We start from the raw sequence: 25,794 nt of genomic DNA on the forward strand, positions 1-25,794 counted from the left end.
CCAGAGGGCGGCTGTAGCAACCGTCATACGCCCGCGATGCACCAGCGAGCTATCCCCAGGGGATAGCTCTAAGGTCGTCCACGGAGTTCCAGCCGCCCTCCCGAAACGACCCTCTTGCTGTGCCAGCTCCTACGATCTATTCACACCGCTGCGGCAACGAACCGCCTGCCAATCACAAAGCGGTGTCTGCATCAATCGATTTCCTTGCTGCCGGCATCTCCTGGCCCCGCCAAGCTGACGCCCATCCGATGAACCGCACATTTCCAAGGAGGCTTCATGCGCGTGTTCCTGTGCGAGAAGCCGTCCCAGGGCAAGGACATCGCCCGTGTGCTGGGCGCCAGCCAACGCGGCAACGGCTGCTACAGCGGCGCGGGTGTCGTCGTGACTTGGTGCATCGGTCATCTGGTGGAGGCGGTTCCGCCCGAAGGGTACGGCGAGCAGTACAAGCGCTGGGCCATCGAGCAACTGCCCATTCTTCCTGAGCGTTGGCGTGTCGAGCCCAAGGCGGCGACCGCAGCGCAATTCAAGGTCGTGCAGCAGCTCGTCGCCAAGGCGGGCGAGCTGGTGATAGCGACCGACGCCGACCGCGAGGGCGAGATGATCGCCCGCGAGATCATCGACCTGTGCGGCTACCGCGGGCCGATTCAGCGCCTGTGGCTGTCGGCGCTCAACGATGCGTCGATCCGCAAAGCGCTGGGTGCGCTCAAGCCGTCCGCCGAGACGCTGCCGCTGTATTTCTCCGCACTCGCCCGATCGCGCGCCGACTGGCTGATCGGGATGAACTTGAGCCGCTTGTTCACACTGCTGGGGCGTCAGGCCGGCTATACGGGCGTGCTGTCGGTGGGGCGCGTGCAGACGCCGACGCTGAAGTTGGTCGTGGATCGTGATCGCGAGATCGCGCGATTCGTCTCCATGCCGTATTGGGCCGTGGATGTGCTGCTATCCCATGCCGGCCAATCCTTCACCGCGAGCTGGATACCGCCCGAAGGCAGCACGGATGCAGCGGGTCGCTGCCTTCAGCAGCCGGTGGCGCAGCAGGCTGCGGATCGCATTCGCGCGGCACGCGATGCGCAGGTCGTGTCGGTGGACACCGAGCGCGTGCGCGAGGCACCGCCGCTGCCGTTCGACCTGGGCACGCTGCAGGAGGTGTGCTCCAAGCAGTTGGGCCTCGACGTGCAGGAGACGCTGGACATTGCCCAGGCGCTGTACGAGACGCACAAGGCGACAACGTATCCGCGCTCGGATTCGGGCTACCTGCCCGAGAGTATGTGGGCCGAGGTACCGACCGTACTCGACAGCCTGGTCAAGACCGACCCCAGCCTGCGGCCGCTGATCGAGCGCCTGGATCGCCAACAGCGCTCGCGCGCCTGGAACGACGGCAAGGTGTCGGCTCACCACGGCATCATCCCGACGCTGGAGCCCGCCAACCTGTCGGCCATGAACGAGAAGGAACTGGCCGTCTACCGGCTGATCCGCGCCCATTACCTCGCGCAGTTCCTCCCGCACCATGAGTTCGACCGCACGGTAGCGCAGCTCGCTTGCGGCGGCCAGTCGCTCGTGGCGGTGGGCAAGCAGATCGCCGTGATCGGCTGGCGCCTGGTACTGGCGACGCCGGAGCCGGACGCTGCCGATGACGAGGAAGCGCAGCGCAGCCAAGTGCTGCCCGCCCTGCATGCGGGCCTGTCCTGCCCGGTCGGGAAGGTGGATCTCAAGGCGTTGAAGACGCTGCCGCCCAAGCCCTACACGCAGGGCGAGCTGATCAAGGCCATGAAGACCGTCGCCAAGTTCGTGACCGACCCGCGCCTGAAACAGAAGCTGCGAGATACCACCGGCATCGGCACCGAGGCGACACGCGCCAACATCATCAACGGTCTGATCGGTCGCGGCTACCTGGTCAAGAAAGGCCGCGCCGTCCGCGCTTCCGACGCGGCATTCACGCTCATCGACGCGGTGCCCTCGGCCATCGCCGACCCTGGCACCACGGCGGTGTGGGAGCAGGCGCTCGACATGATCGAGGCCGGCCAGATGGCGCTGGACACCTTCATCGAGAAGCAGTCCGTGTGGGTCGGCCAGCTCGTGCAGCAGTACCGCGGCGCAACGCTCTCGCTCAAGCTGCCGCTGCCGCCGGCGCCGGCCTGCCCGCAGTGCGGCTCACCGATGCAGCAGCGCACGGGCAAGAGCGGCGCGTTCTGGTCCTGCTCGCGCTACCCGGACTGCAAGGGCACGTTGCCGATCGAGTCCCCGACGGGCCGGCGCAGCGCACCGCGCAAGCGGCCCGCTGCCTCCAAGGCGTCCTGATCCTCGCTTCCCCCTGCCGCGCCGGCCACTTCACTAGCGGCGAGGCAAACGTCCCGCACCGCGCGGGACCTCCAAAGCGCGCGTCTCCTTCTGCAACGGTGTGCGCGCCCCGTCTGCCCACCATCGGGCGACGGGGCGAGAAGGTCATTGCTCCACGAATCGCGCCCGCCGCCATTCCCTTGATCGGTGTGCCTTGCCTCGGTCATGAGGGGCTTCCTGACGCCTTGCCGCCGCGCGAGCCGTGAGGAGGCCCCTTGGGCCGAGGGTATTCCGTGCCGGTGCCCGCCGGCGGAACAACGGGCTCCCTTTGTGTGTGGATGCACGCCAGAGGTTTCCGGCCCCAGCCACGAAACGGGCCGGGTGCGATTGCTGACGCAGCGAACGGCTTTGACGACGGCCCGCGCTGACGCAGCCCACAGGTGGTTTTCCTTCCTCTCCAGCCGAAGGCCCGCGTGGCCTTCGGCGCCCTGGTCCTTGCCTTGTCCCGTGACGCGGGCCCGCCCTAAAGCGGGCCGTCCGCGATTCGGTTTTCCCTGCGACGGCAGCCATGCTTCGCGCCCATCCTCACGCCATGCGTTGCTGACAGTCGTCAGCGGCATGCCCTGGCAGTCTCGGTCTTCAAGACTGCAACGCGGTTCGCCGCGTCGACCGATCCAGTCCGCTTCGCATCGCCCACCGCGGACGCTCGCCGGCCTGGCGACGATGCACTTTTCTCAACCACCCGAGGGGAACTCCATCCTCTACGGGATGCGTGCTCCTCGACCCACCAAGGAGCACGGCATGTCTGAACCTTCTGCATCTTCCTCTGCAACCGCAGTGCGCAGTGGTGCGCTGGCGCTGGCCTGGACCGGCAAGCGTTTGCCGCTACAGGTGCTGCGCAGCGCGGCCGGCCACTACATCGGCACGCAAGACGACGAGGGCCCGGTATCGCGGGAGTCCGTCGAGTATTTCCCGAACCACCTCGCAGCACAGCGCGCCCTGGATACCCATGCCTGGACACAGCGCGCTCACCCCTAATTCCCACCCTTCAAGGAGTTCTCTCATGAATCTGTCTTTACCCGAAGACGTGCTCGATCAGATGGCGCTGGAACAGGCGCACTTCGACGCTGCACCGCAGGCCTTCTTCGAGGCCTGGAAGCGCGGCGCGCAGATCGCCGGCCACGAGTGGTTCGGCGACGGCACACGCGAAGGTCTGCAGCATGCCACCACCAAGTGGGACCTGCGGCCCAACATGCTGATGCTCAACGACGCCCTGGGCGTGCTGAGCAGCGGTCAACGCATGTTCCTGTCCGCGATGGTGAGCTTCTACAACTCCCGCGAGGGCGGCGCGATGCTCAAGAGTTGCGGCTTCGAGGGGCTGTCCGACTTTGGCGGCCTCGATCTGGAACGGCGTCAGGTCATCGCTGACCTCACGTTGCACTACAACGGCTGGTGAACCGCGCCTGGCAACCCACCGTCATTTCATCCCACCCCACGAGGGACATGCGTCCCCGTTCGGGGCCATGTCCCTCCTTCCGTTCGCAGGAGCGGCCATGTCCCGAATCAGCATCTTCCACTGACCTGCGCCGCCCGCCACCAAGGTGGCCCGACGCCGCGGCCGGCTGACCGGCTGCCACTTCATCCACCCGCTGGGGTTCAATCCCCGGCAGGGGATTGCCTCGGGCATCCTCTGCTGGAAAAATCCCATGTCCCATTCCAACAACCCCTTCGTCCGCGGCTACGATGGCCTGTCCGTGCAGCGGCTGCTCGCCATTTCCTACGACGACGACTGCCCGCTGAGCTATCTGCCGCTGCACGTCTCGCAGTCGCACCTGCCGGACAGCCAGGTCGAGCGCCATGCCTGCATCTTCTGCGACGACTTCGCGCTGATCACCGAGGGCCAGAACGTGCCGCCCGAGCTGGACGCGCAGTGCCCCAGCCATGGCATCGCCCGAAACCTCGTCTACGCCGTCATGGCCGAAGAAGCCGGCCAACCGCTGCACGTCGCCGATACCTACTCCGAGGAGGCCGCGCGCGAGGTGGTGCGGCGCCTGCGCTTCGAGACCGGCTTCTACAGCCGTGCCTGGGAAATCAGCTCGGCGCACATCACCGAGGAGGCCGGCCGCTATCTGGCCAACCTGGCCGACATCGCCACGCCGAGCTGTTTTCTGTTCGTCGCCTTCCGCATCCCGTACAGCCCCGCGATCGGCGTGAAGTTGATCGCCACCCCCTGGACGGATGCGAACCTGCAGCATGTCGAGGGCATCACCGCCGAAGAGCTGCGGCAGGAGCACCGGGCCAAGGGCGTGCCGGAGTCCTTCGTGGAAGTGGTGCACCTGGCTGCGCTCGCTGACGTTCGCATGTTGGTGTTCGATGCCGACGCGCCCGTGCTGGACGGGCTGACGCTCTACGACGAGTAACCCGCAACCCATTCGAGCCCCACGTCGGGGCTCTTCTTTTTCGCGGAACGCGGTGCCGGCGCATTGCCGATTCCCAACGGACGGCCGCCGCCATGTGCCGCACGCTGGCCGCATGTTCGCTGGCGTTGCCGGCAGCATGCCCAGGCAGTCGAGACCTTCAAGACTGCGGCGCGGTTCGCCGTGCTGGTTGCTTCGTTCTCCGGGCGCACCCGCGTTCATCCACTTCACCCTCAAGGGACAGACCTCCCTTGCGGGCGGGAGTCCCTTGGTTGCCACAAGGAGTCTCCCCATGGATACCCAAGCCATTCGCGCACAGATGCCGACGCTCGTTGTCGGTCATGTGCCTTCCAACGTCCGTTCGTTCAAGTTCAACATCTTCGACGGCCAGCCCAAGGTTTCGACGCTGGGCTTTCACATCGACCCGAAGCCTTTCGAGGGCAAGGTCATCGCCACCACCGACGAGGCCATCGTCGTCAAGACGGGACGGGCCGAGTTCGCGGTGCTCGATCGCACGCTCGTGACCGAGGTGCCCGACGAGGGCGCCAAGGTGCAGGTCGAACCCTATGTCAGACGCCGCTTCGACGGTCAGCGGGCGGACACGCCCGAGGAGCAGACCGAGTTCACCGCCGACGGCCAGCCCTACACGGTGAAGCGGTTGGTGCTCGGGTCCGCACCGGCGAAGCTGCCGATTCCCGAGCCCCGCTGCCCCGAGTTGCGGGAACTGATCGACCAACTGGAGCAGTTGCCCGCTCCCGACGGTTTCCGGCGTATCACCCACATGCTGGTGGATGCCGGTGCGCGGGACATCACCTGGGTCGATCCGCTGCCCACCGACATCATCCGCACGCCACCGGCCATCGGCTTCACCGTCGACACGACGAAGTTCCAGGGTCGCGTCACCGTGCTGTATGAGCGTGGCCTCGACCTCTACGCGGTTGAGCTGCGCCGCGACGGCGAGCTGGTCGAACGGGTCGATGAGGTGTTCTTCGACACCCTCGGCGAGACGCTGGAACGGCTGATCGACGACGGGAGCTGGAGGCGCATCCGCGTGCAGTACCTGTCGGGTCGCAAGGCTGTCCGGCACTGACCTCCCAGCAGCTTCCCGCCTTCGCGGCGGGAAGCCTCTCTTCCTGCCTCCCTGGAGTCACACCCATGACTGTTCGATTCAAAGGCACGGAGCTGCGGCCCGTGCTCGCCGAAGCGGTTGCGAATCAGTGCCGCGTCGTCCTGGCCAAGGATCACGGCGTGCACTTCCTGGCCGAGCGCGGCGAGCGTCGACCCGATGGTCGCCAGAAGACCATCGCCTATGCCGCCGGCTGCAACCCGGATGTCGGTGCCTTCGACGACTGGTGGGAACTGGCGCGTGCCGAGTTCGGCGGCGACGACTTCGGCGAGTTCTTCGATCCGCAGGAGGGCGTGTTTGCGCGCATCCTGCGCAGCGAGGACGACCTCGACGTGTCCGCCACCGCGACACACCTGTCGCTGCAGGCGGTTCCTCCCACGCCCAGCGGTAACTGACCGCCCATCCCTGGCCCCCGCTCCGGGGGCCTCTTTCTTCCCGGCAATGCGGACAGCCGTGAGTGCCGATTGCCGCTCGCCTGCGCGCCGTCCTGGCGCCACGCTTCCGGCCATGTTCCGCTGACGTCCGTCAGCGACATGCCCAGGCAGCCACGATCTTCAAGGCTGCGATGCGGTTCCGACCGCGTTGATCACTCCAGTTCGCACCGGCATCCATGCGCGAACGGCCATCGGTTTTCGATGGCGATGCCACCAAGCTGTCCATCAACCCACGCGGGGGTTCCACACCTTCCCCGCCTTGGGTCGGGTGTGTCTCCGCCTCATTGTTCCCAGGAGATTCACCATGACCACTTCCAACGAAAAAACCTACTTCGATCTGCACATCGCCGGCCTCGGGTACCTCAATCGCATCCGCGAAGTGAAGCCCAAGAAAGGCGATGCGTTCCTGGCCTGCGACATCGCAGCCTTGAACGGTCCCAGCGACGACGTCTCGTATGTGCGTTTCGACACGCGCGTATCGGGATCGGAAGCGCAGCACCTGGTGCGCCGCTGCATTCAGGCGGTCGACGCCGAGAAGAAGGTGATGATCGGCTTCCGCCTGGGCGACCTGTGGACCGACACCTTCACCTACTCCAAGGGCAAGCGTGCCGGCGAACAGGGGGTGAGCCTCAAGGCCCGGCTGCTGTTCGTCAGTTGGATCAAGGTCGACGGCAAGCTCGTCTACAAAGCCGAACCCAAGCCGACCGAGACAGACGAGCGGGAGCCGGAAGTCCCTGTGAGGTCCGACGCGCCCGCTGCGCAGCAAGCCTCGGCACCGGAGCCTTCCGAGCCCGTCGCCGATGCTGCCGACGACGCAGCCGATGCCCCCGCATTGGCCGTTGCCGAGTCGTTCTGATCCGCAAGGCCCCATCACTGGGGCCTTGTCTTCTCTTCGTCAGCAGGAGACCTTCATGATCACCATCCCCGGCCAACTGGCCATCAAGACCATCCACGGCAGGAACGGCGACTTCAACGTCGGCCGCCTGGCGACCTCGATCGGCGAGTTCGTCGTGAAAAACGCCGAACTCGATCAGTACCGCGAGGGCAAGTACGACGGTGATTTCGTCATCGTCGAGATTCGCCCCTCCACGTACAACGCCAACGGCCGCATGGTCATCGAGATCCGCGCCCATCTGGGCGGGATGACGCTGTCCAACATCGACGCCCTGAGCCGCGACGAAGCCCGCCGGCTGAGTCCGCAGGAAGTCGATCCGATCGACGAGGAAGCGCAGGCGCCCGTGCCGGCAACGCCCCCGGCCAAGCCGAAGGCGAAGCCGCGCAGTCCGCGCGATCCCCTGGTCGATACCACGCCGTTCGGCAGCGAACCGGCTCCCGTGTCCGCTGCGGCCTCGGCCGAGGCAGACGACGCGGCGCTGTTCGGTGCCTTGTGGCCCCTGTGCGAGACCGTGAAGCTCGATGCGACCGTGGATCGTCGTGTGCTGCGTCAGCAGCGCGACCGTCTCGACAAGCTGGGCTACGAGTTCGCTCCGTTGTCCCAGGACTGGCACCTCAAAGCTGCCTGATGCATCCGCCGCCTTGCGCGGCATTCCGCCACCCGCCGGGGTTCTCCCCCGACGAGGAGGGCTCCGGCCTCTTCTTCAAGGAGACCTTCATGGGCTGGACCTTCGTTCGTCAGACGCGCGATCAGTTGATCCGCGAGCTGATCGCTCCGCAGGCGTCCGAACGCGCTTGCTGCGAAGTCATCGACCACACGCTGGACGGCGACGTCCTGTGGACCGTGGTTCGCGTCACCGCCAGGCAGGCGGGCGTCATGGGCCTCGCGGCCGGTGAGTCCGTCTGCTACATCGGCTGCCATCTGCTGGAAAGCTCGGGCGGCGATTGGGGCTACTCATCCCTCGATGAGTCCGTGCATCCGTACTACTACTCGTGCCCGCTGCGCTATCTCGACATGGCGCCGGTGCAAAGCTCCGAGTGGCGCGAGCGGGTTCACCGCTTCCACGCGGGACGCGCCGTCTAGCGGCACACATCTTCCTTCACCCAACCGGGGCGAGCATGGCCCCGCGGGCTGTGGTTGCTCTTTCATTTCCAAGAGGACATCACCATGCCTGCACCTTCTTCGGCGAAGCCGCTGTATCGCATCGACGAATGCCCCGACCTCATGGCCGACGGTTGCGTCGGTGACGAGCAAGGCAATCTCGTCTTTCTCTCGATCTGGGCGCGCGACACCGCCGTTCAGGAGTTCCTCGCCCGCCTGACCCTCGGCCGGGATGAGCAGGGACTGGATCAGTTCCACGTCATCACCGAGCAGGGCGCATCCATCCCGGTCTTCGTCGGCAACGTCGAGAACCTGGAAAAGCGCATCACCCGTGCCTATCGGCGAACGCTGTTCGGTTCGCTGACGAATGTGTGGCTGTTCGACCGTCGCTGCGTGAAGCCAGACAAGGCCAACGCCAGCGCGCTGGCGCTTCTGCCCAGGGATTCTGCTCACCGGCTCGACCGGCTGTGGACGCTGGTGCAGGACACCTGCCCGCTGCCACTGCTCGACCACTGGCGCGACACCGTGCTGGAGCTGTTGCAGACACGGCGGATGCTGACCGGTCTTCCCTTGGCCCTCGGGCCGCTGGAAGGCCATCGGCTGGCCCTCGATGTCCCGGCGCTGACGAAGGCGTTGGGCGAGCTGATCCGCAACGGCACCCTCGGCGCCACGCAGTACGAACTGGCCGCGAACGCACCGCTTCGGCGTGTGGCGTGAGCCATCCCCACGGGCATGCGCGCCGCGCGTGCCCGCCTTCCCTCATCCATCACCAGGAGAAATCCATGGCACTCATGTTTCCGCGCCTGGCGCGCAATTTCATTCGTAACGGCTACTTCCCCACCGACGAGCCGACCCTGGAGCGGGCCTTGTCCGCGCTGGCGCCGTCTCCCGGCGCCATGTCCATCCTTGATCCCTGCGCCGGCGAAGGCGTGGCGATCGCCGAAGCCGCCCACGCCCTCGGGCGCGAGCAGGTCCAGGCCTTCGCCGTCGAGTACGACGCCGAGCGTGCCCGCCACGCACGGCAACTGGTCGATCGCTGCATCCACGGTGACCTGATGGACACGCTGATCTCGCGCCAGTCCTTCGGGTTGCTGTGGCTGAACCCGCCGTATGGCGACCTGAGCAAGGACGTGAACGGCAACATCGGCTATCAGGGCCAGGGCCGTGCGCGGCTGGAAAAGCTTTTCTATCAGCGTGCGCTGCCGCTGATGCAGTACGGCGGCGTGTTGATCTTCATCGTGCCGTCCTACGTGCTCGACGCCGAGCTGGTCGGATGGCTGACGCGCCACTTCGCCGACCTGCGTATCTACCGTGCGGTGGAGACGCAGTTCAAGCAGGTGGTGATCTTCGGTCGCAGGATTCGTCAACGCGACCAGGCATCGGAGTCGGTCAAGGCCGTGCGCGGTCTGCTGCTGCAGATCGGACAGGGTGACGCCGAAGCCGAGGAACTGCCGCTCGAATGGCCGTTCCTGCCGTACACCGTCCCTGCCAGCCCGGCCGAGCCGGAGCACTTCTATCGCGTGACGATGGAGCCCGAGCAGTTCGCCGATGAAGTCGGCCGGCTACAAGGACCCTGGCCGGCGCTCGATATGCACCTGGGCGCCGCGCAGCAATCGCTGCGTCCGCCCGCGCGGGCCTTGTCGCACTGGCATCTCGCCCTGGCTTTGGCCGCAGGCGCGATCTCCGGCGTAGTGAAGTCCAAGAGCGGGCGCGTGCTCGTCGTCAAAGGTGATACCCACAAGGAGAAGACCCTCCAGACGGAATACACCGAACGCGACGATGGCTCCGTGGCCGAGACGCGCATCCTCACCGACAAGTTCGTGCCGGTCATTCGTGCATGGGACTTGACGCTGGGCTCGCCCACGTGGGGCGAAGTGCTGACCATCCGCTGATCCCTGTTCCCTGACGGTTCGCCGTCGCTTTCATCCACCCACCGGGGTCACGTTGCCCCGATGGGGTGCCGTGGCCCCTTCTTCCAGAAGGAGAAACCACCATGGCACTCGCAATCCTCAACCTCGCGTCACAAGCACGCTTTTCGCCCGGGCAGGTGGTCATGACGCCGGCGTCGACGAGCTGGTCCGACAGGGCCGGCTCAACCCCACGCCGTACCTGCGCCGCCATCTTCATGGCGACTGGGGCGACCTGAGCGACGACGATCGGCGATTGAACGACGCTGCGCTGCAATCCGGTGAGGATCGTCTGTTTTCGTCCTACCAGGTCACGCGCGACCTGAAGCTTTGGATCATCACCGAATGGGATCGCAGCGTCACCACGCTGCTGTTGCCCAGCGAATACTGATCCGCATCCAGCGGCACCTACACGTTTCTTTGCCGCATCTTTCTTCCCCCCCAGGGGCATGTCACCGCCCCGTGGGGGAGGTGCATGCCCCATCTCCTTGGAGCATCACCATGTCCCTCGATCTCGAAACCGTTCCCGAAACCGCTGCGCAGGGCGACCTGCTCGAAGCGGCCGCTTCACCCCTCACGCTCAGCCTGCAGGACTTCGTATCGGAGTTCGGCGACGAACTGCTCGATTCGCTCAACCGCGCCAATCCTCCGGTCTACACCGGCCAGGTGCGGGTGCATCGGCAACTGATCCTCGCCGCGCTGAAGCGCAAGCTGTTCCCGGCGCAAGCCGATGTGGTCCACGCCGTCACCGAGCTGTTGGTCGATCGCGGCGAACGTGCCGCGATCGTCAATGGCGAGATGGGCTGCGGCAAGACGACAGTGGGTATTGCCACTGCCGCCGTGCTCAACGCCGAAGGCTACCGCCGTACCCTGGTGCTCTCGCCACCCCACCTGGTCTACAAGTGGCGGCGCGAGATCCAGGAGACGGTGGCCGGTGCCAAGGTCTGGGTGCTCAACGGCCCGGACACGCTGGTCAAGCTGCTGAAACTGCGCGAGCAATTGGACGTGCCGGCGCAGGGCCAGGAGTTCTTCGTCCTGGGCCGAGTGCGGATGCGGATGGGGTTCCACTGGAAACCTGTCTTCGTTCGACGGCGCACGCCTCACGGCGACGTGGGGGCCTGCCCGGATTGCGGGCATGTCATCACCGATCTCGACGGCGAGCCGATCAACCCGGTCGAACTCGAAGCCGAAGAGTCCCGCCGCAAGTGCAGCCACTGCCGTGCACCGCTGTGGTCCTTGATCCGTCCCAGAGGCCTGTCCGCCAGCGACCAGTCCTCGACCGTGCTCAAGGCACTGAAGCGTATTCCAACCATCGGGGAAGTCACCGCGCAGAAGCTGATGCAGAAGTTCGGTGACGCCTTCCTCGCGTCGATGCTCGGGGACAACGTCCACGAGTTCATCAACCTGATGGACGACCGCGGCGAGTTGGTCTTCTCGGATCGGCAAGCCCACCGGATGGAACGCGCGATGGCCAACATGGAGTTCGGCTTCGGCGAGGGCGGCTACCAGCCGTCCGAGTTCATCAAGAGGCAGCTTCCCCAAGGCACGTTCGACCTGCTCATCGCCGACGAGGCGCACGAGTACAAGAACGGCGGCTCCGCTCAGGGCCAGGCAATGGGGGTGTTGGCGGCCAAGGCGCGCAAGACGCTGCTGCTCACCGGCACACTGATGGGCGGCTACGGCGACGACCTGTTCCACCTGCTGTTCCGAGCCCTGCCAGGGCGGATGATCGAAGACGGCTACCGGCCGACGAAGAACGGCAGCATGACCTCGGCCGCGATGGCGTTCATGCGCGATCACGGCGTGCTCAAGGATATCTATTCCGAGAGCACGGGCACGGCGCACAAGACGGCCAAGGGCACCAAGGTATCGGTGCGCACGGTCAAGGCGCCGGGCTTCGGTCCCAAGGGTGTGCTGCGTTGCGTCCTGCCGTTCACGGTCTTCCTCAAGTTGAAGGACATCGGTGGCAACGTGTTGCCGCCCTACGACGAGGAGTTCCGCGAAGTCGCGATGGACACGGCGCAAGCCGCGGCCTACCGCGATCTGGCGGATCGGCTGACCCAGGAGCTGAAGCAGGCCCTGGCGAAGCGCGACACGACGCTGCTCGGTGTGGTCCTCAACGTGCTGCTGGCCTGGCCGGACTGCTGCTTCCGGTCGGAAACGGTGGTGCATCCGCGCACGCGCAACACCTTGGCGTTCGTGCCGGCTCAGTTCAACGAGCTGGAGGTGATGCCCAAGGAACGCGAGCTGATCGAGATCTGCAAGCAGGAGAAGGCAGAAGGTCGCAAGACCCTGGTCTATTCGGTCTACACCGGCACGCGCGACACCGCATCGCGCCTGAAGGTGCTGCTGGAGCAGGAGGGCTTCAAGGTGGCGGTACTGCGCGCGAGCGTGGATGCCTCCCGCCGGGAAGACTGGATCGCCGAGCAGTTGGACCGTGGCATCGACGTGCTCATCACCAATCCCGAGCTGGTGAAAACCGGCCTGGACCTGCTGGAGTTCCCGACCATCGTGTTCCTCCAGTCCGGCTACAACGTGTATTCGTTGCAGCAGGCCGCCCGGCGCTCCTGGCGCATCGGCCAGAAGCAGCCGGTGCGCGTGATCTACCTCGGCTACGCCAACTCCTCGCAGATGACCTGCCTGGGGTTGATGGCCCGGAAGATCATGGTGTCGCAAAGCACGTCGGGAGACGTACCCGAGTCGGGCCTGGATGTTCTGAACCAGGATGGTGATTCCGTCGAGGTCGCACTGGCCCGGCAGCTTGTCACGGTCTGATCCATGCGCCCATGCCGGTGGCCCCTCGGGGTCGCCGGCTTCTTTCCACGGCCCTTCGGGGCCGTTTTTCTTGGTTCTTCGCAGACTCTGGGGGAAGAGCGAGTTGACAGTCAGGGAAGCAGGTAAATTGGCAGTCGCCAAACACACCCTTCACCTGTCCCTGCTGTCGCCGTGCATCCTATTGATCTTGCCGCTTTCTGGCCAGGCTATGACGCCGTTGCCTGCCGCCCATCCGCCAACAACTTCCTTCTGGATTGAACTCGAGCCTCAAGCCGGTTCAGTGCCCAAATGCGGGCGTTGTGGTCAGCTCAGCCCGTTGATTCACGAGCGCCGGATTCGTCTGGTGAGTGATCGTGATCTGTTCGATCAGCGCGTCCTGCTTCAACTTCCAGTGCGCCGAGTCGATTGCCTGAACTGTGGTCGGGTGACCGAGCGGATCGACTGGCTGGAGCCTGCATCTCGCCTAACCCAGCGGTTACGGGTCTGGCTCGAAAGCTTGCTGCGGCTGCTGCCGATCAGCCACGTCAGCCAGCTCACCGGCCTGCACTGGCACACCCTCAAGACGCTCGATAAACGACGCCTGCAAGCCGAGGTAGGCACCTTCGATTCACATGGTGTCCGCCGCCTGGTGATGGACGAGTTCGCCCTGCACAAGGGGCATCGCTATGCCACGGTCATCATGGATGCCGAGCGAACACGGGTGCTGTGGGTCGGCCACGGCAACAGCCGTGAATCGATCCGCCCGTTCTTTGAATTGCTCGGCGAGCATTGCCAACAGATCGGGGCGGTGGCTATGGACATGAACACGGCTTTTGACCTGGAGGTGAAAAAGCATTGCCCGCAGGCCGAAGTGGTGTACGACTCGTTTCACGTCGTCGCGCGCTACGGGCGGGATGTGATCGACCGTATCCGGGTCGACCAGGCCAACCTTCTGCGCGAAGACAAGCTGGCACGAAAGGCGGTCAAGCAGAGTCGTTGGCTGCTGCTGCGCAATCGCGACAACCTGAAGGCCGGACAGGCCGTGCAGTTACAGGAACTGCTCGCTGCCAACCAGCCGCTGGCTACGGTCTATGTGCTCAAGGATGCGCTGAAGGATGTCTGGTACGCCCCCAGCGTACGAGAGGGTTGGCGGCGCTGGCGAACCTGGCTGCGGCATGCTCGCGAGAGCGGCCTCGCGCCACTGCAACGCTTTGCTCGCAACCTGCGCAAATACGCCCGAGGCATCCTTGCCAGTGCCCACTTCCACATGCATACCAGCATACTTGAGGGGGTTAACAACCGCATCAAGGTGATCAAGCGCATGGCCTATGGTTTCCGGGACTCGGAATACTTCTTTCTGAAAATCAAGGCTGCCTTCCCCGGGAAAGCGCGATGAACCTTTTTCTTGGGCGTATGACAGTCCATGGCGCTGCCCAGCCATGTATTCGGGCGGGCGTCAGTGCGTTTTGTTTGCTGCCCACAGGCCAAGCGGCGGCGATGGTGAGCGCTCCGTGTTCCAGGGAAGCGCCCTCCATGCAACCATCCATCCGCGCTGTTCACCGCCTGGCCCTCGCCGCTGGCTTGCTGGCCGGCAGCCTGTTGGCCGCCGGCTGCGCCACGACCGCCGCGTCGTCTGCGCCAGCGGTGCCGGCCGCATCGCCAACCGCCGTCGCGCCGGAGCCGGGTTTCGTTCCGGTGGCCCGCTACGGCCGCTACACCCTGGTCGAGCTGGTGCCGGAACCTGCGCAGCGTGATCTCTTGCAGCAGGCGGTAGAGGTCTCGATTCCGCCCATGCTCGATGCCAGCGTGGGCGATGCCATGCGCCATGTGCTCCTGCGCTCGGGCTACCGGCTCTGCGATGCGGTCGAAGCCGCCACGCTCTACGCGCTGCCGCTGCCTGCCGCACACCTGCGCCTGGGCCCGCTGATGCTGCGCGATGCCTTGCTGACCCTTGCCGGCCCCGCCTGGGAGCTGTCGGTCGATGACTTGACCCGCCAGGTCTGCTTCAGCCAGCACGGTGCTTCCACCTTCCTTTCCGCCAACCCGCCCGGCACCGCCACGCCCGTGCCGGACGCCGACCGGCCCGAGGAGCTGCAGCCATGACCTTTCCCCAAGCGCCATCCGAGCGCAATTCCCGCACGCGCTGGCTCAAGGTCGCCGCGGCCTTCTGGCTGCTGCTCATCAGTGCCGTGGCACTCATCAACAGCGTCGGTCTGTCGCGGCTCGCCGAACAGACCCAGAGCAGCGCACAGGATGCGCAGGTCAACGCGCTGGGCCTGCGCGTGGCCGATCTCGAACGACAGGCCGATGCGGACAAGCGCCGGCCGGTGCCGATCAGCCAGGCAGAATTCGCCACCGCGCGGCAGGCGCTGGACGAGCGGATGGCGCGCCTCGAAGAGGCCGATGAGAGGAGGGCCCTGGCCGTCGACCTGCAGACGCTGCAGGCGCGCGTGAACGGAATCGAGACCCGCCTGGAGAGGTCCCGGCAGGTGGCATCCGCCGCTCGCCCGCGCGCTCCGGTTGCGACGAAGCCCAAGGTGCCGGAGCCGCCGTTCCGGGTGCTCGGCGTGGAGCTGCGTGGAGGCGAGCGCTTTCTGTCGATCACCTCCACCGCCGCGGTCTCGCTCGCGGGCGCCCGGCTGCTGCGCGAGGGCGATGCCGAGGGCGGCTGGCAACTGCAGTCCATCGAGGCGCAGGCGGGCGTGTTCCAGGTGAACGGCCAGACGCAGCGCGTCGCGGTGCCGTAGGAGGTCGCCATGATCTTGCGGCCGTTGCTCGCCGCCGTCGTCCTGTTCGCCGCTTTCGGCGCATCCGCCCAGCCGGCCCCGGTGACGAACTCCCGCATGGTGCCCGCCCAGGTGCAGCCGGGTGCGGATGCCGCGCTCGACGAGCGCCTGGCGCGCGATTGGGGATTGCAGCCCGAGGAATGGGCGCGTTACCGCCAATTGATGCAGGGGCCGCTGGGTGTGTATTCGCCCAACCTCGATCCGCTCACGGCCCTGGGCATCGAAGCGCGCACGGACGCGGAACGACGCCGCTACGCCGAGCTGCAGGTGCAGGCCGAGGCCCGGCGCGTCGGCAAGACGCTGGCCTACCAGCGGGCCTACGACGCGGCGTGGCAGCGCCTGTTTCCCGGCCAGCCGCGCGTGAGCCTGCCCGGCGCCGAGGCGCAGGGTGCCGGCAACAGCGGCTCCGGGCGCCTGGCGGTCTTCGTCAAGGCCGACTGCGCACCGTGCGCGCAGCGCGTGCAGCAGTTGCAGGCGGCCGGCACGGCCTTCGACATCTACATGGTCGGCAGCCGCCAGGACGACGCGCGCATCCGCCAGTGGGCCAGCCGGGCGGGCATCGAGCCGGCCAGGGTGCGCGCCCGCACCATCACGCTCAACCACGACGCGGGGCGCTGGCTGTCGCTCGGCCTGCCCGGCGATCTGCCGGCCGTGGTGCGCGAGGTGAACGGCCAATGGCAGCGGCAATAGGTACTCCGGGCGGGGGGCGTCGGCCGTCCCGCGTCGCCATCCGCTGCGCCAGCGCCGTGCTGCTGCTCGCCACCGGCGGCTGGCCGTTGGTCGCCCTGGCGCGGGAAGTGCCGCCGCCGGCCTATCGACTGGCGGCGCATCGCGCAGACGTGCCGGCGGCGGTGCTGTACGCGGTGGCCTTGCAGGAGAGCGGCGCCACGCTGCGCGGGCGCCTGATCCCCTGGCCCTGGACGCTCAACGTCGCCGGCACGCCGCAGCGCTACGCCACCCGCGCCGCGGCCTGCGCGGGGCTGCGCCGAGCGCTCGCCCGCACGCCGGCCAATCGCATCGACGCCGGCCTCGGCCAGGTCAATCTCGGCTACCACGCGCATCGCTACACGCAGCCCTGCGAGCTGCTGGACCCGTACCGCAACCTCGCCATCGCCGCGGAAATCCTGCGCGAACGGCACACGCCGGGCGAGGACTGGCTGCTCGCCATCGGCCGCTACCACCGGCCCGCCGGCGGGGCACCCGCGGCGCGCTACCGGCGCAGCGTGCATCGGCACCTGACCCGCGTGCTCGGCCCCGGCGTTCCCGTTACAACCTTCCGGGCCGCCACGCCATGAACCCCATCGCCCTCATCGCCGCCATCGGGCTGCTGTCCACGACCAGCGTCCTCGCCCAGACCGCCGCCGCGCCGCTGATCGTGGTCGAAGACCGTGGCGGCGCGTCCGCGCTGCCGTACTACCAGTCGTTGAATCCTCAGCCGGACCAGGCCACGCCGCCGGCCCCGATGCCAGCCCCGCGCGTGGGCAACGCGGCCGACGCCGAGGCCGCGATGCTGCCGGTGCGCTCGACGCAACTGTCGCCGGGCGACGTGCAGCGCCGCGTCATCCGGGCGCCGGGCCTGACGCCGCTGTTCCTGATCGGCGACGACGAGCGGTCGCGTGCCTGGCTGCGGCAGCGGCAGGCGGCGCTGCGCGAGCTGCAGGCCGTGGGCCTGGTGGTCAACGTGGAGTCGATGGCCGCGCTGACGGCGCTGCGCAGGCTTGCTCCCGGCCTGACCCTCTCGCCGGCCTCCGGCGACGACCTGGCCCAGCGCCTGGGCCTGCGCCACTACCCGGTGCTCATCACGTCCACCGGCATCGAGCAGTAGGTGCGCAAATGGCCCAACCGCATGCGGTCGAGGTGCTGCTGCGGCCAGCGGTGGAGCTTTACACCGTGGCGGTTTGCGCCGGCGCCGCGATTCTGTGCTTGGTGGCACCGTGGTCGCTCGCGCTGAACCCGCTGCTCGGCCTGGGCTCGGCGCTGGCCTTCCTGACCTTCGGCGCGATTCGCCTGCGCGATGCCTGGGCGATCCTGCGCCATCGCCGCAACATCCGCCGCCTGCCGCGCTACGTGATGACCAGCCGCGACGTGCCGGTGAGTCAGCAACGGCTGTTCGTCGGCCGGGGCTTTCGCTGGGAGCAGCGGCACACGCACCGGCTGATGCAGACCTACCGGCCGGAGTTCCGCCGCTACGTCGAGCCGATGGCGATCTACCGGGCCGCCCGGCGGCTGGAGGAGCGGCTTGAGTTCGCGCCGTTTCCACTCTCGAAGCTTGCGCGGGTCCTGGCTTGGGACAGTCCTTTCAATCCGGCACGGCCGCTGCCGCCGGTCGGCGGACTGCCGCGCCTGCATGGCATCGAGCCGCACGAGGTCGACGTCACCCTGCCGCTGGGCGAGCGCGTCGGCCACAGCCTGGTGCTGGGCACCACGCGCGTGGGCAAGACGCGGCTGGCCGAGTTGTTCATCACCCAGGACATCCGCCGCAAGGTCCGCGGCGAGCACGAGGTGGTGATCGTCTTCGACCCCAAGGGCGATGCGGACCTGTTGAAGCGCATGTACGTCGAGGCCAAGCGCGCCGGGCGCGAAGGCGAGTTCTACGTCTTTCATCTGGGCTGGCCGGACATCTCGGCGCGCTACAACGCCGTGGGCCGGTTCGGGCGGATCTCCGAGGTGGCCACGCGCATCGCCGGACAGCTCTCGGGCGAAGGCAACAGCGCCGCGTTCCGCGAATTCGCCTGGCGCTTCGTCAACATCATCGCGCGCGCCCTGGTCGAGCTGGGGCAGCGGCCGGACTATCTGCTGATCCAGCGCCACGTCATCAACATCGACGCGCTGTTCATCGAGTACGCCCAGCACTACTTCGCCAGGAACGAGCCGAAGGCCTGGGAGGTCATCGTCCAGCTCGAAGCGAAGCTGAACGACAAGAACATCCCGCGCAACATGATCGGGCGCGAGAAGCGCGTGGTGGCCCTCGAACAGTACCTGTCCCAGGTGCGCGTCTATGACCCCGTGCTCGACGGCCTGCGCAGCGCCGTGCGCTACGACCGGACGTACTTCGACAAGATCGTCGCCTCGCTGCTGCCGCTGCTGGAGAAGCTCACCACCGGCAAGATCGCGCAACTGCTGGCGCCGAACTATTCCGACCTGTCCGACCCGCGGCCGATCTTCGACTGGATGCAGGTCATCCGCAAACGCGCGGTGGTCTACGTGGGGCTGGACGCGCTGTCCGACGCCGAAGTCGCGGCGGCGGTGGGCAACTCGATGTTCAGCGACCTGGTCTCGGTCGCCGGCCATATCTACAAGTTCGGCATCGACGACGGGCTGCCCGGCGCCGCCGCGGGCGCCAGGATTCCGATCAACGTCCACGCCGACGAATTCAATGAACTCATGGGCGACGAGTTCATCCCGATGGTCAACAAGGGCGGCGGTGCCGGCGTGCAGGTGACGGCCTACACGCAGACCCTGAGCGACATCGAGGCGCGCATCGGCAACCGTGCCAAGGCCGGCCAGGTGGTCGGCAACTTCAACAATCTGTTCATGCTGCGCGTGCGCGAGACCGCCACCGCCGAGCTGCTGACGCGACAACTGCCCAAGGTCGAGGTGTACGCCACGGCACTGATGAGCGGCGCCACCGACAGCTCCGACCCGCGCGGCAATACCGCGTTCACGTCCAACACCCAGGACCGCATCAGCAGCAACAGCGTGCCGCTGATCGAGCCGGCGCATGTGGTGGCGCTGCCCAAGGGGCAGTGCTTCGCGCTGAGCGAGGGCGGCAACCTCTGGAAAGTCCGCATGCCGCTGCCCGCTCCCGACCCCGACGAAGCCATGCCGAAGGACCTGCAGGAGCTGGCCGGCTACATGCGTCAGCACTACGTCGAGGCGGGAGATTGGTGGGAGAACCAGGGCATCCCCGGCCTGCAGGACGAGGCGCTGCCCGACGACCTGCTGGACGACTTCAGGCAGATGGCCGCCGCTGAAGAGGAAGGAGCATGAGCGATCCGGCCGTCGCGGCCCAGCGCCAGCAGCAAAGACAGCAAGGCCTGATCGCCGGCCTGGTCACGCTGCCGTTCCGCTTCTTCGGCGTGCTGTGCGGCGCGCTGCTGCTGTGCATCCTGATCGAATGCGTCGGCATGCACTTCTTCTGGCCCGAGCAGGGCTGGCGCCACGCGCAGGGTATGCTGCACTACGAGCTCGATCAGCTCTCCACGCATTTCACGCGCAGCGCGCTGGTGCAGGAGCCGGGGCGCACCGCGCACCGGCTGGTGGAGCAGGGCTACGACTGGCTGTTCGTGAAGAGCGGCCTGCTGGACTGGATACGCGACGCCTCGGCGCAGGCCCGCGCCGGCAGCCATCGCCCGAGCAAGGATCTCCGCTACTACATCGGCTTGGTCTACGTGAACGTGGAGAGCTACCTGATCGCGGCGGCCTACACGACGCTGGTCTTCCTCGTGCGGCTGCTGGTGCTGTGCCTGACCCTGCCACTGTTCCTGATGGCCGCCTTCGTCGGGCTGGTGGACGGCCTGGTGCGCCGGGATGTGCGCCGCTTCGGCGCGGGACGCGAGTCGGGGTTCATCTATCACCGCGCCCGGGCCAGCCTGACCCCGCTGGCCGTGCTGCCGTGGGTGACTTACCTGGCACTGCCGGTCAGCGTAAACCCGCTGCTGATCCTGCTGCCCAGCGCGGCACTGCTCGGCGTGGCGGTGTGCATTGCGGCGGCGACGTTCAAGAAGTATCTGTAGGTGCGACACGTTAATTTTGGTCAGCAGTTCCTTAACGGGCTGCAGTGTCCGGTTTGATAGGGATAAGTCCAGTCTTGCAAGAGGCGGATACAGGAGTGCAAAAAATGGATATCTCTAGAAAGGCCTACCCCTTAGGCTTTATGCAACAGAAACAATAATAATGGAGGCATGACCATGACAATGCACCTGGGGCTCGACTATATAAATAGTCTCGTTGAAGAAGATGAGGATGAGGGCATCTACCGCTGCAAGCGCGAGATGTTCACCGACCCTCGGCTGTTCGATTTAGAGATGAAACACATCTTTGAGGGTAACTGGATTTATCTCGCCCACGAGAGCCAGATTCCCGAGAAGAACGACTATTACACCACGCAGATGGGCCGGCAGCCGATATTCATCACACGCAACAAAGATGGTGAGCTCAATGCCTTCATCAATGCCTGCAGTCACCGCGGCGCCACGCTCTGTCGCTTTAGGAGTGGAAACAAGGCCACCCACACCTGCTCGTTCCACGGCTGGACCTTCAGCAATTCGGGCAAGCTGCTCAAGGTCAAAGACCCCAAGGGCGCCGGCTATCCGGACAGCTTCGACTGTGACGGCTCGCACGACCTGAAGAAAGTTGCGCGCTTTGCTTCCTACCGCGGATTTCTATTCGGCAGCCTGCGCGAGGACGTCGCCCCGTTGGAAGAGTTCCTCGGCGAGTCGAGGAAGGTCATCGACATGGTCGTCGACCAGTCGCCCGAAGGTCTGGAAGTGCTGCGCGGTTCCAGTACCTATGTTTACGAAGGCAACTGGAAAGTGCAGGTCGAGAACGGTGCCGACGGCTACCACGTCAGTACTGTTCACTGGAACTACGCCGCCACCCAGCAGCAGCGCAAGCTAAGAGAAGCGGGCGATGATATTCGCGCCATGAGCGCCAGTAGCTGGGGCGGGGATGGCGGCGGTTTCTACTCCTTTGAAAACGGCCACCAGATGGTCTGGGCACGCTGGGGTGACCCGAAAAACCGCCCGCTGTTCGCCGAGCGAGATCGCTTAGCCAGCGAGTTTGGTGAAGCCCGTGCCGACTGGATGATCGGCGTCTCCCGCAACCTCTGCCTCTACCCGAACCTCTACCTGATGGACCAGTTCGGCTCGCAGTTGCGTATCACCCGTCCGCTGTCGGTGGATAGAACCGAAATCACCATCTACTGCATCGCGCCCAAAGGCGAAAGCGCCGAGGCGCGTGCCCGCCGTGTCCGTCAGTACGAGGACTTCTTCAATGTTAGCGGCATGGCCACCCCGGACGACCTGGAGGAATTCCGCGCCTGCCAGGAGGGCTTCGCCGGCGGGGGGATGAACGACATGTCCCGTGGCGCCAAACACTGGATCGAGGGGCCGGACGAGGGCGCGAAGGAGATCGATCTGCATCCGAAGCTGAGCGGTGTCCGCTCGGAAGACGAAGGCCTGTTCGTCATGCAGCACAAGTACTGGCAACAGCAGATGATCAAGGCCGTCAAGGCAGAACAGGATCGGCTGATCCATGCGGAGGGCGTGTAAATGACTATCTCCTACGAAGCCGTGCGCGATTTCCTTTACCGCGAAGCACGCTATCTCGACGACAAGCAGTGGGAAAGCTGGCTGGAAATGTACGCGCCGGACGCCACTTTCTGGATGCCGGCCTGGGACGACCGCGACCAATTGACCGAAGACCCGCAGAGCCAGATCTCGCTGATTTGGTACGGCAATCGCGGTGGCCTAGAGGATCGGGTGTTCCGCATCAAGACCGAGCGCTCCAGTGCCACCATTCCGGACACCCGAACCAGCCACAACATCAGCAATCTGGAGCTGCTCGAGCAGTCCGGCGGCTTCTGTAAGCTGCGCTACAACTGGCACACCATGAGTTATCGGTACAAGACGGTGGACCACTTCTTTGGCACCAACTTCTGCACCCTCGACACATGTGGCGAGACCCCGCTGATTAAGGCCAAGAAGGTCGTGCTGAAGAACGACTACATCCGCCAAGTTATCGATGTATACCACGTCTGAGGTGCCGCCATGACACACAAGGTTGCACTGAACTTCGAAGACGGCGTCACTCGTTTCATCGATGCTAATGCTGGCGAGACTGTTGCTGATGCAGCCTACCGCCAAGGCATCAATTTACCCCTGGACTGCCGAGACGGTGCATGCGGCGCCTGCAAATGCTTCGCCGAGAGCGGCCGCTACAGCCTCGGCGAGGAGTATATCGAGGATGCACTTAGCGAAGCCGAAGCCGAGCAGGGCTACGTGCTGACCTGCCAGATGCGCGCCGAAAGCGACTGCGTGATTCGCGTTCCGGCCGCATCGGACGTCTGCAAGACCCAGCAGGCCAGCTATCAGGCAGCGATCAGCAACGTGCGTCAGCTGTCCGAGAGCACCATCGCGCTGTCTATCAAAAGCGCATCGCTGAACCAGTTGGCGTTCCTGCCAGGCCAGTACGTCAATCTGCAAGTGCCGGGCAGCGACCAGACCCGCGCCTATTCCTTCAGCTCGCTGCAAAAGGATGGCGAGGTCGGCTTCCTGATCCGCAACGTGCCGGGCGGGCTGATGAGCAGTTTCCTGACCAGCCTCGCCAAGGTCGGCGATAGCGTCAGTCTGGCTGGACCGCTGGGCGCGTTCTATCTGCGCGAGATCAAGCGGCCGCTGCTGTTGCTGGCGGGTGGTACCGGCCTAGCGCCGTTCACCGCGATGCTGGAGAAGATCGCCGAGCAGGGCAGCGAGCACCCGCTCCATCTGATCTACGGCGTCACCCATGACCACGACCTGGTCGAAATGGACAAGCTAGAGGCATTCGCCGCGCGCATTCCCAACTTCAGCTACACCGCCTGCGTCGCCAGCCCGGACAGCGCCTATCCGCAAAAGGGCTATGTGACCCAGTACATCGAGCCCAAACACCTCAACGGCGGTGAGGTAGATGTCTACCTTTGCGGTCCGCCACCGATGGTCGAGGCGGTCAGTCAGTACATCCGGGCACAGGGCATCCAGCCGGCCAATTTCTATTATGAGAAGTTCGCCGCCAGCGCCTAGAGGCTCCTTTGGTCCGCTTACTAGGTGAGCGGGCCTGTTTTATTCGGGCAGTAGGGCCCAGGTTCTCTACGAACTTTCCCAAATTGCATCCGGGCTACACAACCGAGGTGGTTCATGAACAAACGTTTCCAGGGCAAGGTTGCCGTTATCACCGGCGCCGCCCAGGGCATCGGTCGCCGCGTGGCCGAACGGATGGCGGCCGAAGGCGGTCGACTGCTGCTGGTCGACCGTTCCGAGCTAATACATGAGCTGGCCGACGAACTGGTCGGAGTTGCTGAGGTGCTGACCCTGACCGCCGACCTTGAGCAGTTCGCCGAGTGCCAACGGGTGATGGCGGCGGCGCTCGAGCGCTTCGGTCGTCTGGATATTCTGATCAACAACGTTGGCGGCACCATTTGGGCTAAGCCATTCGAGCATTACCAGGAACGCGAGATCGAGGCCGAAGTGCGGCGTTCACTGTTTCCTACCCTATGGTGCTGCCACGCCGCGCTGGCGCCAATGATCGAGCAGGGCAGTGGCGCCATCGTAAATGTTTCCTCCGTTGCCACGCGCGGGATCCATCGCGTGCCTTACGGCGCGGCGAAGGGTGGCGTTAACGCCCTGACCGCCTGTCTGGCCTTTGAAACCGCCGAGCGCGGCATCCGCGTCAACGCCACCGCACCGGGTGGCACCGAGGCGCCGCCACGGCGGATTCCGCGCAATAGCGCCGAGCCGAGTGAGCAGGAGAAGGTCTGGTACCAGCAGATCGTCGACCAGTCCCTCGACAGCAGCCTTATGAAACGCTACGGAAGCATTGACGAGCAGGTCGAGGCAATTCTGTTCCTTGCTTCTGACGCCGCCTCCTACATCACCGGTATAACTCTTCCGGTGGCAGGGGGAGACCTCGGTTGACCCTTATGTCTGGTTAAGAAGAGAAATCGACATGCGAAGAAGCAACGTACATGAGGTCCCTGACGCTCATTTTCGGGGTTTTGCCGGCATCACCCAGAGCTGTTGGGGGATACTTCCGTCATGTTTAGTGTATCTGGGATGAATATGAACAGTGCCGGCTACGAGGTGTTCGAAGTGCTAAGCGGCCAGTCATTCCGCTGCGCGGAGGGCCAGTCGGTGCTGCGCGCCATGGAAGCCCAGGGCAAGCGCTGCATACCGGTGGGCTGTCGCGGTGGCGGTTGCGGCCTTTGTAGAGTGCGGGTGCTCAGCGGAGCCTACCGGAGCGGACGCATGAGCCGCGGTCACGTGCCGGCCAAGGCCGCCGCCGAAGGCCTGGCCCTGGCCTGTCAAGTGTTTCCGCAAACCGACTTGACCATCGAGTACTTTCGCCACGTTGGCGGAAACAAACCTGACAACAAGAACTATGAAGAGGTGACGTCATGAACAAAGGTGTAATGCGACCGGGCCATGTGCAGCTGCGTGTACTGGACATGAGCAAGGCCCTGGAACACTACGTCGAGTTGCTGGGCCTGATCGAGATGGACCGTGACGACCAGGGCCGTGTCTATCTGAAGGCTTGGACCGAAGTGGATAAGTTTTCCCTGGTGCTACGCGAGGCTGACGAGCCGGGCATGGATTTTATGGGTTTCAAGGTTGTGGATGAGGATGCTCTCCGGCAACTGGAGCGGGATCTGATGGCATATGGCTGTGCCGTTGAGCAGCTACCCGCAGGTGAACTGAACAGTTGTGGCCGGCGCGTGCGCTTCCAGGCCCCCTCCGGGCATCACTTCGAGTTGTATGCAGACAAGGAATATACTGGAAAGTGGGGTTTGAATGACGTCAATCCCGAGGCATGGCCGCGCGATCTGAAAGGTATGGCGGCTGTGCGTTTCGACCACGCCCTCATGTATGGCGACGAATTGCCGGCGACCTATGACCTGTTCACCAAGGTGCTCGGCTTCTATCTGGCCGAACAGGTGCTGGACGAAAATGGCACGCGCGTCGCCCAGTTTCTCAGTCTGTCGACCAAGGCCCACGACGTGGCCTTCATTCACCATCCGGAAAAAGGCCGCCTCCATCATGTGTCCTTCCACCTCGAAACCTGGGAAGACTTGCTTCGCGCCGCCGACCTGATCTCCATGACCGACACATCTATCGATATCGGCCCAACCCGCCACGGCCTCACTCACGGCAAGACCATCTACTTCTTCGACCCGTCCGGTAACCGCAACGAAGTGTTCTGCGGGGGAGATTACAACTACCCGGACCACAAACCGGTGACCTGGACCACCGACCAGCTGGGCAAGGCGATCTTTTACCACGACCGCATTCTCAACGAACGATTCATGACCGTGCTGACCTGATGGTCCGGTACGACTTATTGCA

25 protein-coding genes and 2 pseudogenes are annotated in these 25,794 nt (G+C 65.3%); all 27 read left to right on the plus strand.

The window, feature by feature from the left end; all coding sequences use genetic code 11:
• Positions 1 to 276: 276 nt before the first annotated feature.
• The 27 genes and pseudogenes from CXK91_RS06185 (at position 277) to CXK91_RS06325 (ending at position 25,772) form a co-directional block, all read left to right on the plus strand.
• Complete coding sequence (locus CXK91_RS06185) at positions 277 to 2,298, plus strand: DNA topoisomerase III (RefSeq protein WP_064481755.1); 2,022 nt, start codon at positions 277 to 279, stop codon at positions 2,296 to 2,298.
• A 780-nt stretch (positions 2,299 to 3,078) separates the two neighbouring features.
• Positions 3,079 to 3,315 carry a hypothetical protein gene (locus CXK91_RS06195; RefSeq protein WP_013982118.1) on the plus strand — a complete coding sequence of 79 codons (237 nt, stop codon included), beginning with the start codon at positions 3,079 to 3,081 and terminating at the stop codon, positions 3,313 to 3,315.
• Positions 3,316 to 3,340: 25 nt separating this feature from the next.
• Positions 3,341 to 3,733: a hypothetical protein gene (locus tag CXK91_RS06200; RefSeq protein WP_103455377.1), complete on the plus strand. Its 393-nt coding sequence runs from the start codon at positions 3,341 to 3,343 to the stop codon at positions 3,731 to 3,733.
• Between the two features lie 250 nt (positions 3,734 to 3,983).
• Positions 3,984 to 4,697, plus strand: coding sequence for an ABC transporter substrate-binding protein (locus CXK91_RS06210; protein ID WP_103455379.1), 714 nt, complete (start codon positions 3,984 to 3,986; stop codon positions 4,695 to 4,697).
• 289 nt (positions 4,698 to 4,986) lie between these two features.
• Complete coding sequence (locus tag CXK91_RS06215; RefSeq protein ID WP_009401123.1) at positions 4,987 to 5,784, plus strand: hypothetical protein; 798 nt, start codon at positions 4,987 to 4,989, stop codon at positions 5,782 to 5,784.
• 65 nt (positions 5,785 to 5,849) lie between these two features.
• Positions 5,850 to 6,215 carry a DUF3085 domain-containing protein gene (locus tag CXK91_RS06220; protein ID WP_009401122.1) on the plus strand — a complete coding sequence of 122 codons (366 nt, stop codon included), beginning with the start codon at positions 5,850 to 5,852 and terminating at the stop codon, positions 6,213 to 6,215.
• 343 nt (positions 6,216 to 6,558) lie between these two features.
• Positions 6,559 to 7,110: an STY4534 family ICE replication protein gene (locus CXK91_RS06225; RefSeq protein ID WP_009401121.1), complete on the plus strand. Its 552-nt coding sequence runs from the start codon at positions 6,559 to 6,561 to the stop codon at positions 7,108 to 7,110.
• A gap of 55 nt (positions 7,111 to 7,165) precedes the next feature.
• Positions 7,166 to 7,777 (plus strand): DUF3275 family protein, encoded by a 612-nt coding sequence (locus tag CXK91_RS06230; protein ID WP_009401119.1) that lies wholly within the window; start codon positions 7,166 to 7,168, stop codon positions 7,775 to 7,777.
• Between the two features lie 89 nt (positions 7,778 to 7,866).
• Complete coding sequence (locus CXK91_RS06235; protein ID WP_037060734.1) at positions 7,867 to 8,232, plus strand: hypothetical protein; 366 nt, start codon at positions 7,867 to 7,869, stop codon at positions 8,230 to 8,232.
• An 84-nt stretch (positions 8,233 to 8,316) separates the two neighbouring features.
• Positions 8,317 to 8,967, plus strand: a complete 651-nt coding sequence (locus tag CXK91_RS06240; RefSeq protein WP_003141029.1) for a hypothetical protein — start codon at positions 8,317 to 8,319, stop codon at positions 8,965 to 8,967.
• 65 nt (positions 8,968 to 9,032) lie between these two features.
• On the plus strand, positions 9,033 to 10,142 hold the full coding sequence (locus tag CXK91_RS06245; RefSeq protein ID WP_064481756.1) for a DUF6094 domain-containing protein: 1,110 nt from the start codon (positions 9,033 to 9,035) through the stop codon (positions 10,140 to 10,142).
• A gap of 101 nt (positions 10,143 to 10,243) precedes the next feature.
• Positions 10,244 to 10,548 (plus strand): annotated as a pseudogene (locus tag CXK91_RS06250) (hypothetical protein).
• Between the two features lie 110 nt (positions 10,549 to 10,658).
• Positions 10,659 to 12,932, plus strand: a complete 2,274-nt coding sequence (locus tag CXK91_RS06255) for a helicase-related protein (RefSeq protein ID WP_064481757.1) — start codon at positions 10,659 to 10,661, stop codon at positions 12,930 to 12,932.
• 171 nt (positions 12,933 to 13,103) lie between these two features.
• Positions 13,104 to 14,307 (plus strand): annotated as a pseudogene (locus CXK91_RS06260) (ISL3 family transposase).
• A gap of 137 nt (positions 14,308 to 14,444) precedes the next feature.
• Complete coding sequence (locus tag CXK91_RS06265; RefSeq protein WP_064481758.1) at positions 14,445 to 15,014, plus strand: PilL N-terminal domain-containing protein; 570 nt, start codon at positions 14,445 to 14,447, stop codon at positions 15,012 to 15,014.
• Entirely contained in the window at positions 15,011 to 15,658 is a 648-nt protein-coding gene (locus CXK91_RS06270; protein WP_064481759.1) for a hypothetical protein, read from the plus strand. Before CXK91_RS06265 ends, CXK91_RS06270 begins: the two co-directional genes overlap by 4 nt.
• Before the next feature lie 9 nt (positions 15,659 to 15,667).
• Entirely contained in the window at positions 15,668 to 16,387 is a 720-nt protein-coding gene (locus CXK91_RS06275) for a TIGR03759 family integrating conjugative element protein (protein ID WP_064481760.1), read from the plus strand.
• Positions 16,372 to 16,992 carry a transglycosylase SLT domain-containing protein gene (locus CXK91_RS06280; protein ID WP_064481761.1) on the plus strand — a complete coding sequence of 207 codons (621 nt, stop codon included), beginning with the start codon at positions 16,372 to 16,374 and terminating at the stop codon, positions 16,990 to 16,992. The genes CXK91_RS06275 and CXK91_RS06280 overlap by 16 nt, the downstream gene beginning before the upstream one ends.
• Positions 16,989 to 17,522, plus strand: coding sequence for an integrating conjugative element protein (locus CXK91_RS06285; RefSeq protein ID WP_064481762.1), 534 nt, complete (start codon positions 16,989 to 16,991; stop codon positions 17,520 to 17,522). Before CXK91_RS06280 ends, CXK91_RS06285 begins: the two co-directional genes overlap by 4 nt.
• An 8-nt stretch (positions 17,523 to 17,530) precedes the next feature.
• Positions 17,531 to 19,687 (plus strand): type IV conjugative transfer system coupling protein TraD, encoded by a 2,157-nt coding sequence (gene traD / locus CXK91_RS06290; RefSeq protein ID WP_064481763.1) that lies wholly within the window; start codon positions 17,531 to 17,533, stop codon positions 19,685 to 19,687.
• On the plus strand, positions 19,684 to 20,433 hold the full coding sequence (locus CXK91_RS06295; protein WP_064481764.1) for a TIGR03747 family integrating conjugative element membrane protein: 750 nt from the start codon (positions 19,684 to 19,686) through the stop codon (positions 20,431 to 20,433). Before traD ends, CXK91_RS06295 begins: the two co-directional genes overlap by 4 nt.
• 180 nt (positions 20,434 to 20,613) lie before the next feature.
• Entirely contained in the window at positions 20,614 to 21,969 is a 1,356-nt protein-coding gene (benA, locus tag CXK91_RS06300) for a benzoate 1,2-dioxygenase large subunit (protein ID WP_045633694.1), read from the plus strand.
• Positions 21,970 to 22,458 (plus strand): benzoate 1,2-dioxygenase small subunit, encoded by a 489-nt coding sequence (benB, locus tag CXK91_RS06305; RefSeq protein ID WP_045633695.1) that lies wholly within the window; start codon positions 21,970 to 21,972, stop codon positions 22,456 to 22,458. It begins immediately after the preceding gene.
• 9 nt (positions 22,459 to 22,467) lie between these two features.
• Entirely contained in the window at positions 22,468 to 23,478 is a 1,011-nt protein-coding gene (benC, locus tag CXK91_RS06310; protein ID WP_064481765.1) for a benzoate 1,2-dioxygenase electron transfer component BenC, read from the plus strand.
• 114 nt (positions 23,479 to 23,592) lie between these two features.
• Positions 23,593 to 24,369, plus strand: a complete 777-nt coding sequence (locus CXK91_RS06315; RefSeq protein WP_045633697.1) for a 1,6-dihydroxycyclohexa-2,4-diene-1-carboxylate dehydrogenase — start codon at positions 23,593 to 23,595, stop codon at positions 24,367 to 24,369.
• Positions 24,370 to 24,513: 144 nt separating this feature from the next.
• Positions 24,514 to 24,852 (plus strand): 2Fe-2S iron-sulfur cluster binding domain-containing protein, encoded by a 339-nt coding sequence (locus CXK91_RS06320; protein ID WP_045633698.1) that lies wholly within the window; start codon positions 24,514 to 24,516, stop codon positions 24,850 to 24,852.
• Positions 24,849 to 25,772 (plus strand): catechol 2,3-dioxygenase, encoded by a 924-nt coding sequence (locus CXK91_RS06325; protein ID WP_011005909.1) that lies wholly within the window; start codon positions 24,849 to 24,851, stop codon positions 25,770 to 25,772. The genes CXK91_RS06320 and CXK91_RS06325 overlap by 4 nt, the downstream gene beginning before the upstream one ends.
• The last annotated feature ends 22 nt before the right edge of the window (positions 25,773 to 25,794 follow it).

Origin of the sequence: Stutzerimonas stutzeri (genome assembly GCF_002909485.1) — a bacterium.
Classification (GTDB): Bacteria; Pseudomonadota; Gammaproteobacteria; order Pseudomonadales; family Pseudomonadaceae; genus Stutzerimonas; species Stutzerimonas stutzeri_AH.

Bases quoted from the DNA above. Each gene is read 5' to 3' on its own strand.
- CXK91_RS06185 (WP_064481755.1), top strand. From the start codon at position 277: ATGCGCGTGTTCCTGTGCGAGAAGCCGTCCCAGGGCAAGGACATCGCC.
- CXK91_RS06265 (WP_064481758.1), top strand. From the start codon at position 14,445: ATGCAACCATCCATCCGCGCTGTTCACCGCCTGGCCCTCGCCGCTGGC.
- CXK91_RS06245 (WP_064481756.1), top strand. From the start codon at position 9,033: ATGGCACTCATGTTTCCGCGCCTGGCGCGCAATTTCATTCGTAACGGC.
- CXK91_RS06285 (WP_064481762.1), top strand. From the start codon at position 16,989: ATGAACCCCATCGCCCTCATCGCCGCCATCGGGCTGCTGTCCACGACC.
- CXK91_RS06235 (WP_037060734.1), top strand. From the start codon at position 7,867: ATGGGCTGGACCTTCGTTCGTCAGACGCGCGATCAGTTGATCCGCGAG.
- CXK91_RS06200 (WP_103455377.1), top strand. From the start codon at position 3,341: ATGAATCTGTCTTTACCCGAAGACGTGCTCGATCAGATGGCGCTGGAA.
- benB (WP_045633695.1), top strand. From the start codon at position 21,970: ATGACTATCTCCTACGAAGCCGTGCGCGATTTCCTTTACCGCGAAGCA.
- CXK91_RS06230 (WP_009401119.1), top strand. From the start codon at position 7,166: ATGATCACCATCCCCGGCCAACTGGCCATCAAGACCATCCACGGCAGG.
- CXK91_RS06315 (WP_045633697.1), top strand. From the start codon at position 23,593: ATGAACAAACGTTTCCAGGGCAAGGTTGCCGTTATCACCGGCGCCGCC.
- CXK91_RS06325 (WP_011005909.1), top strand. From the start codon at position 24,849: ATGAACAAAGGTGTAATGCGACCGGGCCATGTGCAGCTGCGTGTACTG.
- CXK91_RS06275 (WP_064481760.1), top strand. From the start codon at position 15,668: ATGATCTTGCGGCCGTTGCTCGCCGCCGTCGTCCTGTTCGCCGCTTTC.
- CXK91_RS06255 (WP_064481757.1), top strand. From the start codon at position 10,659: ATGTCCCTCGATCTCGAAACCGTTCCCGAAACCGCTGCGCAGGGCGAC.
- CXK91_RS06240 (WP_003141029.1), top strand. From the start codon at position 8,317: ATGCCTGCACCTTCTTCGGCGAAGCCGCTGTATCGCATCGACGAATGC.
- CXK91_RS06270 (WP_064481759.1), top strand. From the start codon at position 15,011: ATGACCTTTCCCCAAGCGCCATCCGAGCGCAATTCCCGCACGCGCTGG.
- CXK91_RS06320 (WP_045633698.1), top strand. From the start codon at position 24,514: ATGAACAGTGCCGGCTACGAGGTGTTCGAAGTGCTAAGCGGCCAGTCA.
- CXK91_RS06215 (WP_009401123.1), top strand. From the start codon at position 4,987: ATGGATACCCAAGCCATTCGCGCACAGATGCCGACGCTCGTTGTCGGT.
- benA (WP_045633694.1), top strand. From the start codon at position 20,614: ATGCACCTGGGGCTCGACTATATAAATAGTCTCGTTGAAGAAGATGAG.
- CXK91_RS06225 (WP_009401121.1), top strand. From the start codon at position 6,559: ATGACCACTTCCAACGAAAAAACCTACTTCGATCTGCACATCGCCGGC.
- traD (WP_064481763.1), top strand. From the start codon at position 17,531: ATGGCCCAACCGCATGCGGTCGAGGTGCTGCTGCGGCCAGCGGTGGAG.
- benC (WP_064481765.1), top strand. From the start codon at position 22,468: ATGACACACAAGGTTGCACTGAACTTCGAAGACGGCGTCACTCGTTTC.
- CXK91_RS06220 (WP_009401122.1), top strand. From the start codon at position 5,850: ATGACTGTTCGATTCAAAGGCACGGAGCTGCGGCCCGTGCTCGCCGAA.
- CXK91_RS06295 (WP_064481764.1), top strand. From the start codon at position 19,684: ATGAGCGATCCGGCCGTCGCGGCCCAGCGCCAGCAGCAAAGACAGCAA.
- CXK91_RS06195 (WP_013982118.1), top strand. From the start codon at position 3,079: ATGTCTGAACCTTCTGCATCTTCCTCTGCAACCGCAGTGCGCAGTGGT.
- CXK91_RS06210 (WP_103455379.1), top strand. From the start codon at position 3,984: ATGTCCCATTCCAACAACCCCTTCGTCCGCGGCTACGATGGCCTGTCC.
- CXK91_RS06280 (WP_064481761.1), top strand. From the start codon at position 16,372: ATGGCAGCGGCAATAGGTACTCCGGGCGGGGGGCGTCGGCCGTCCCGC.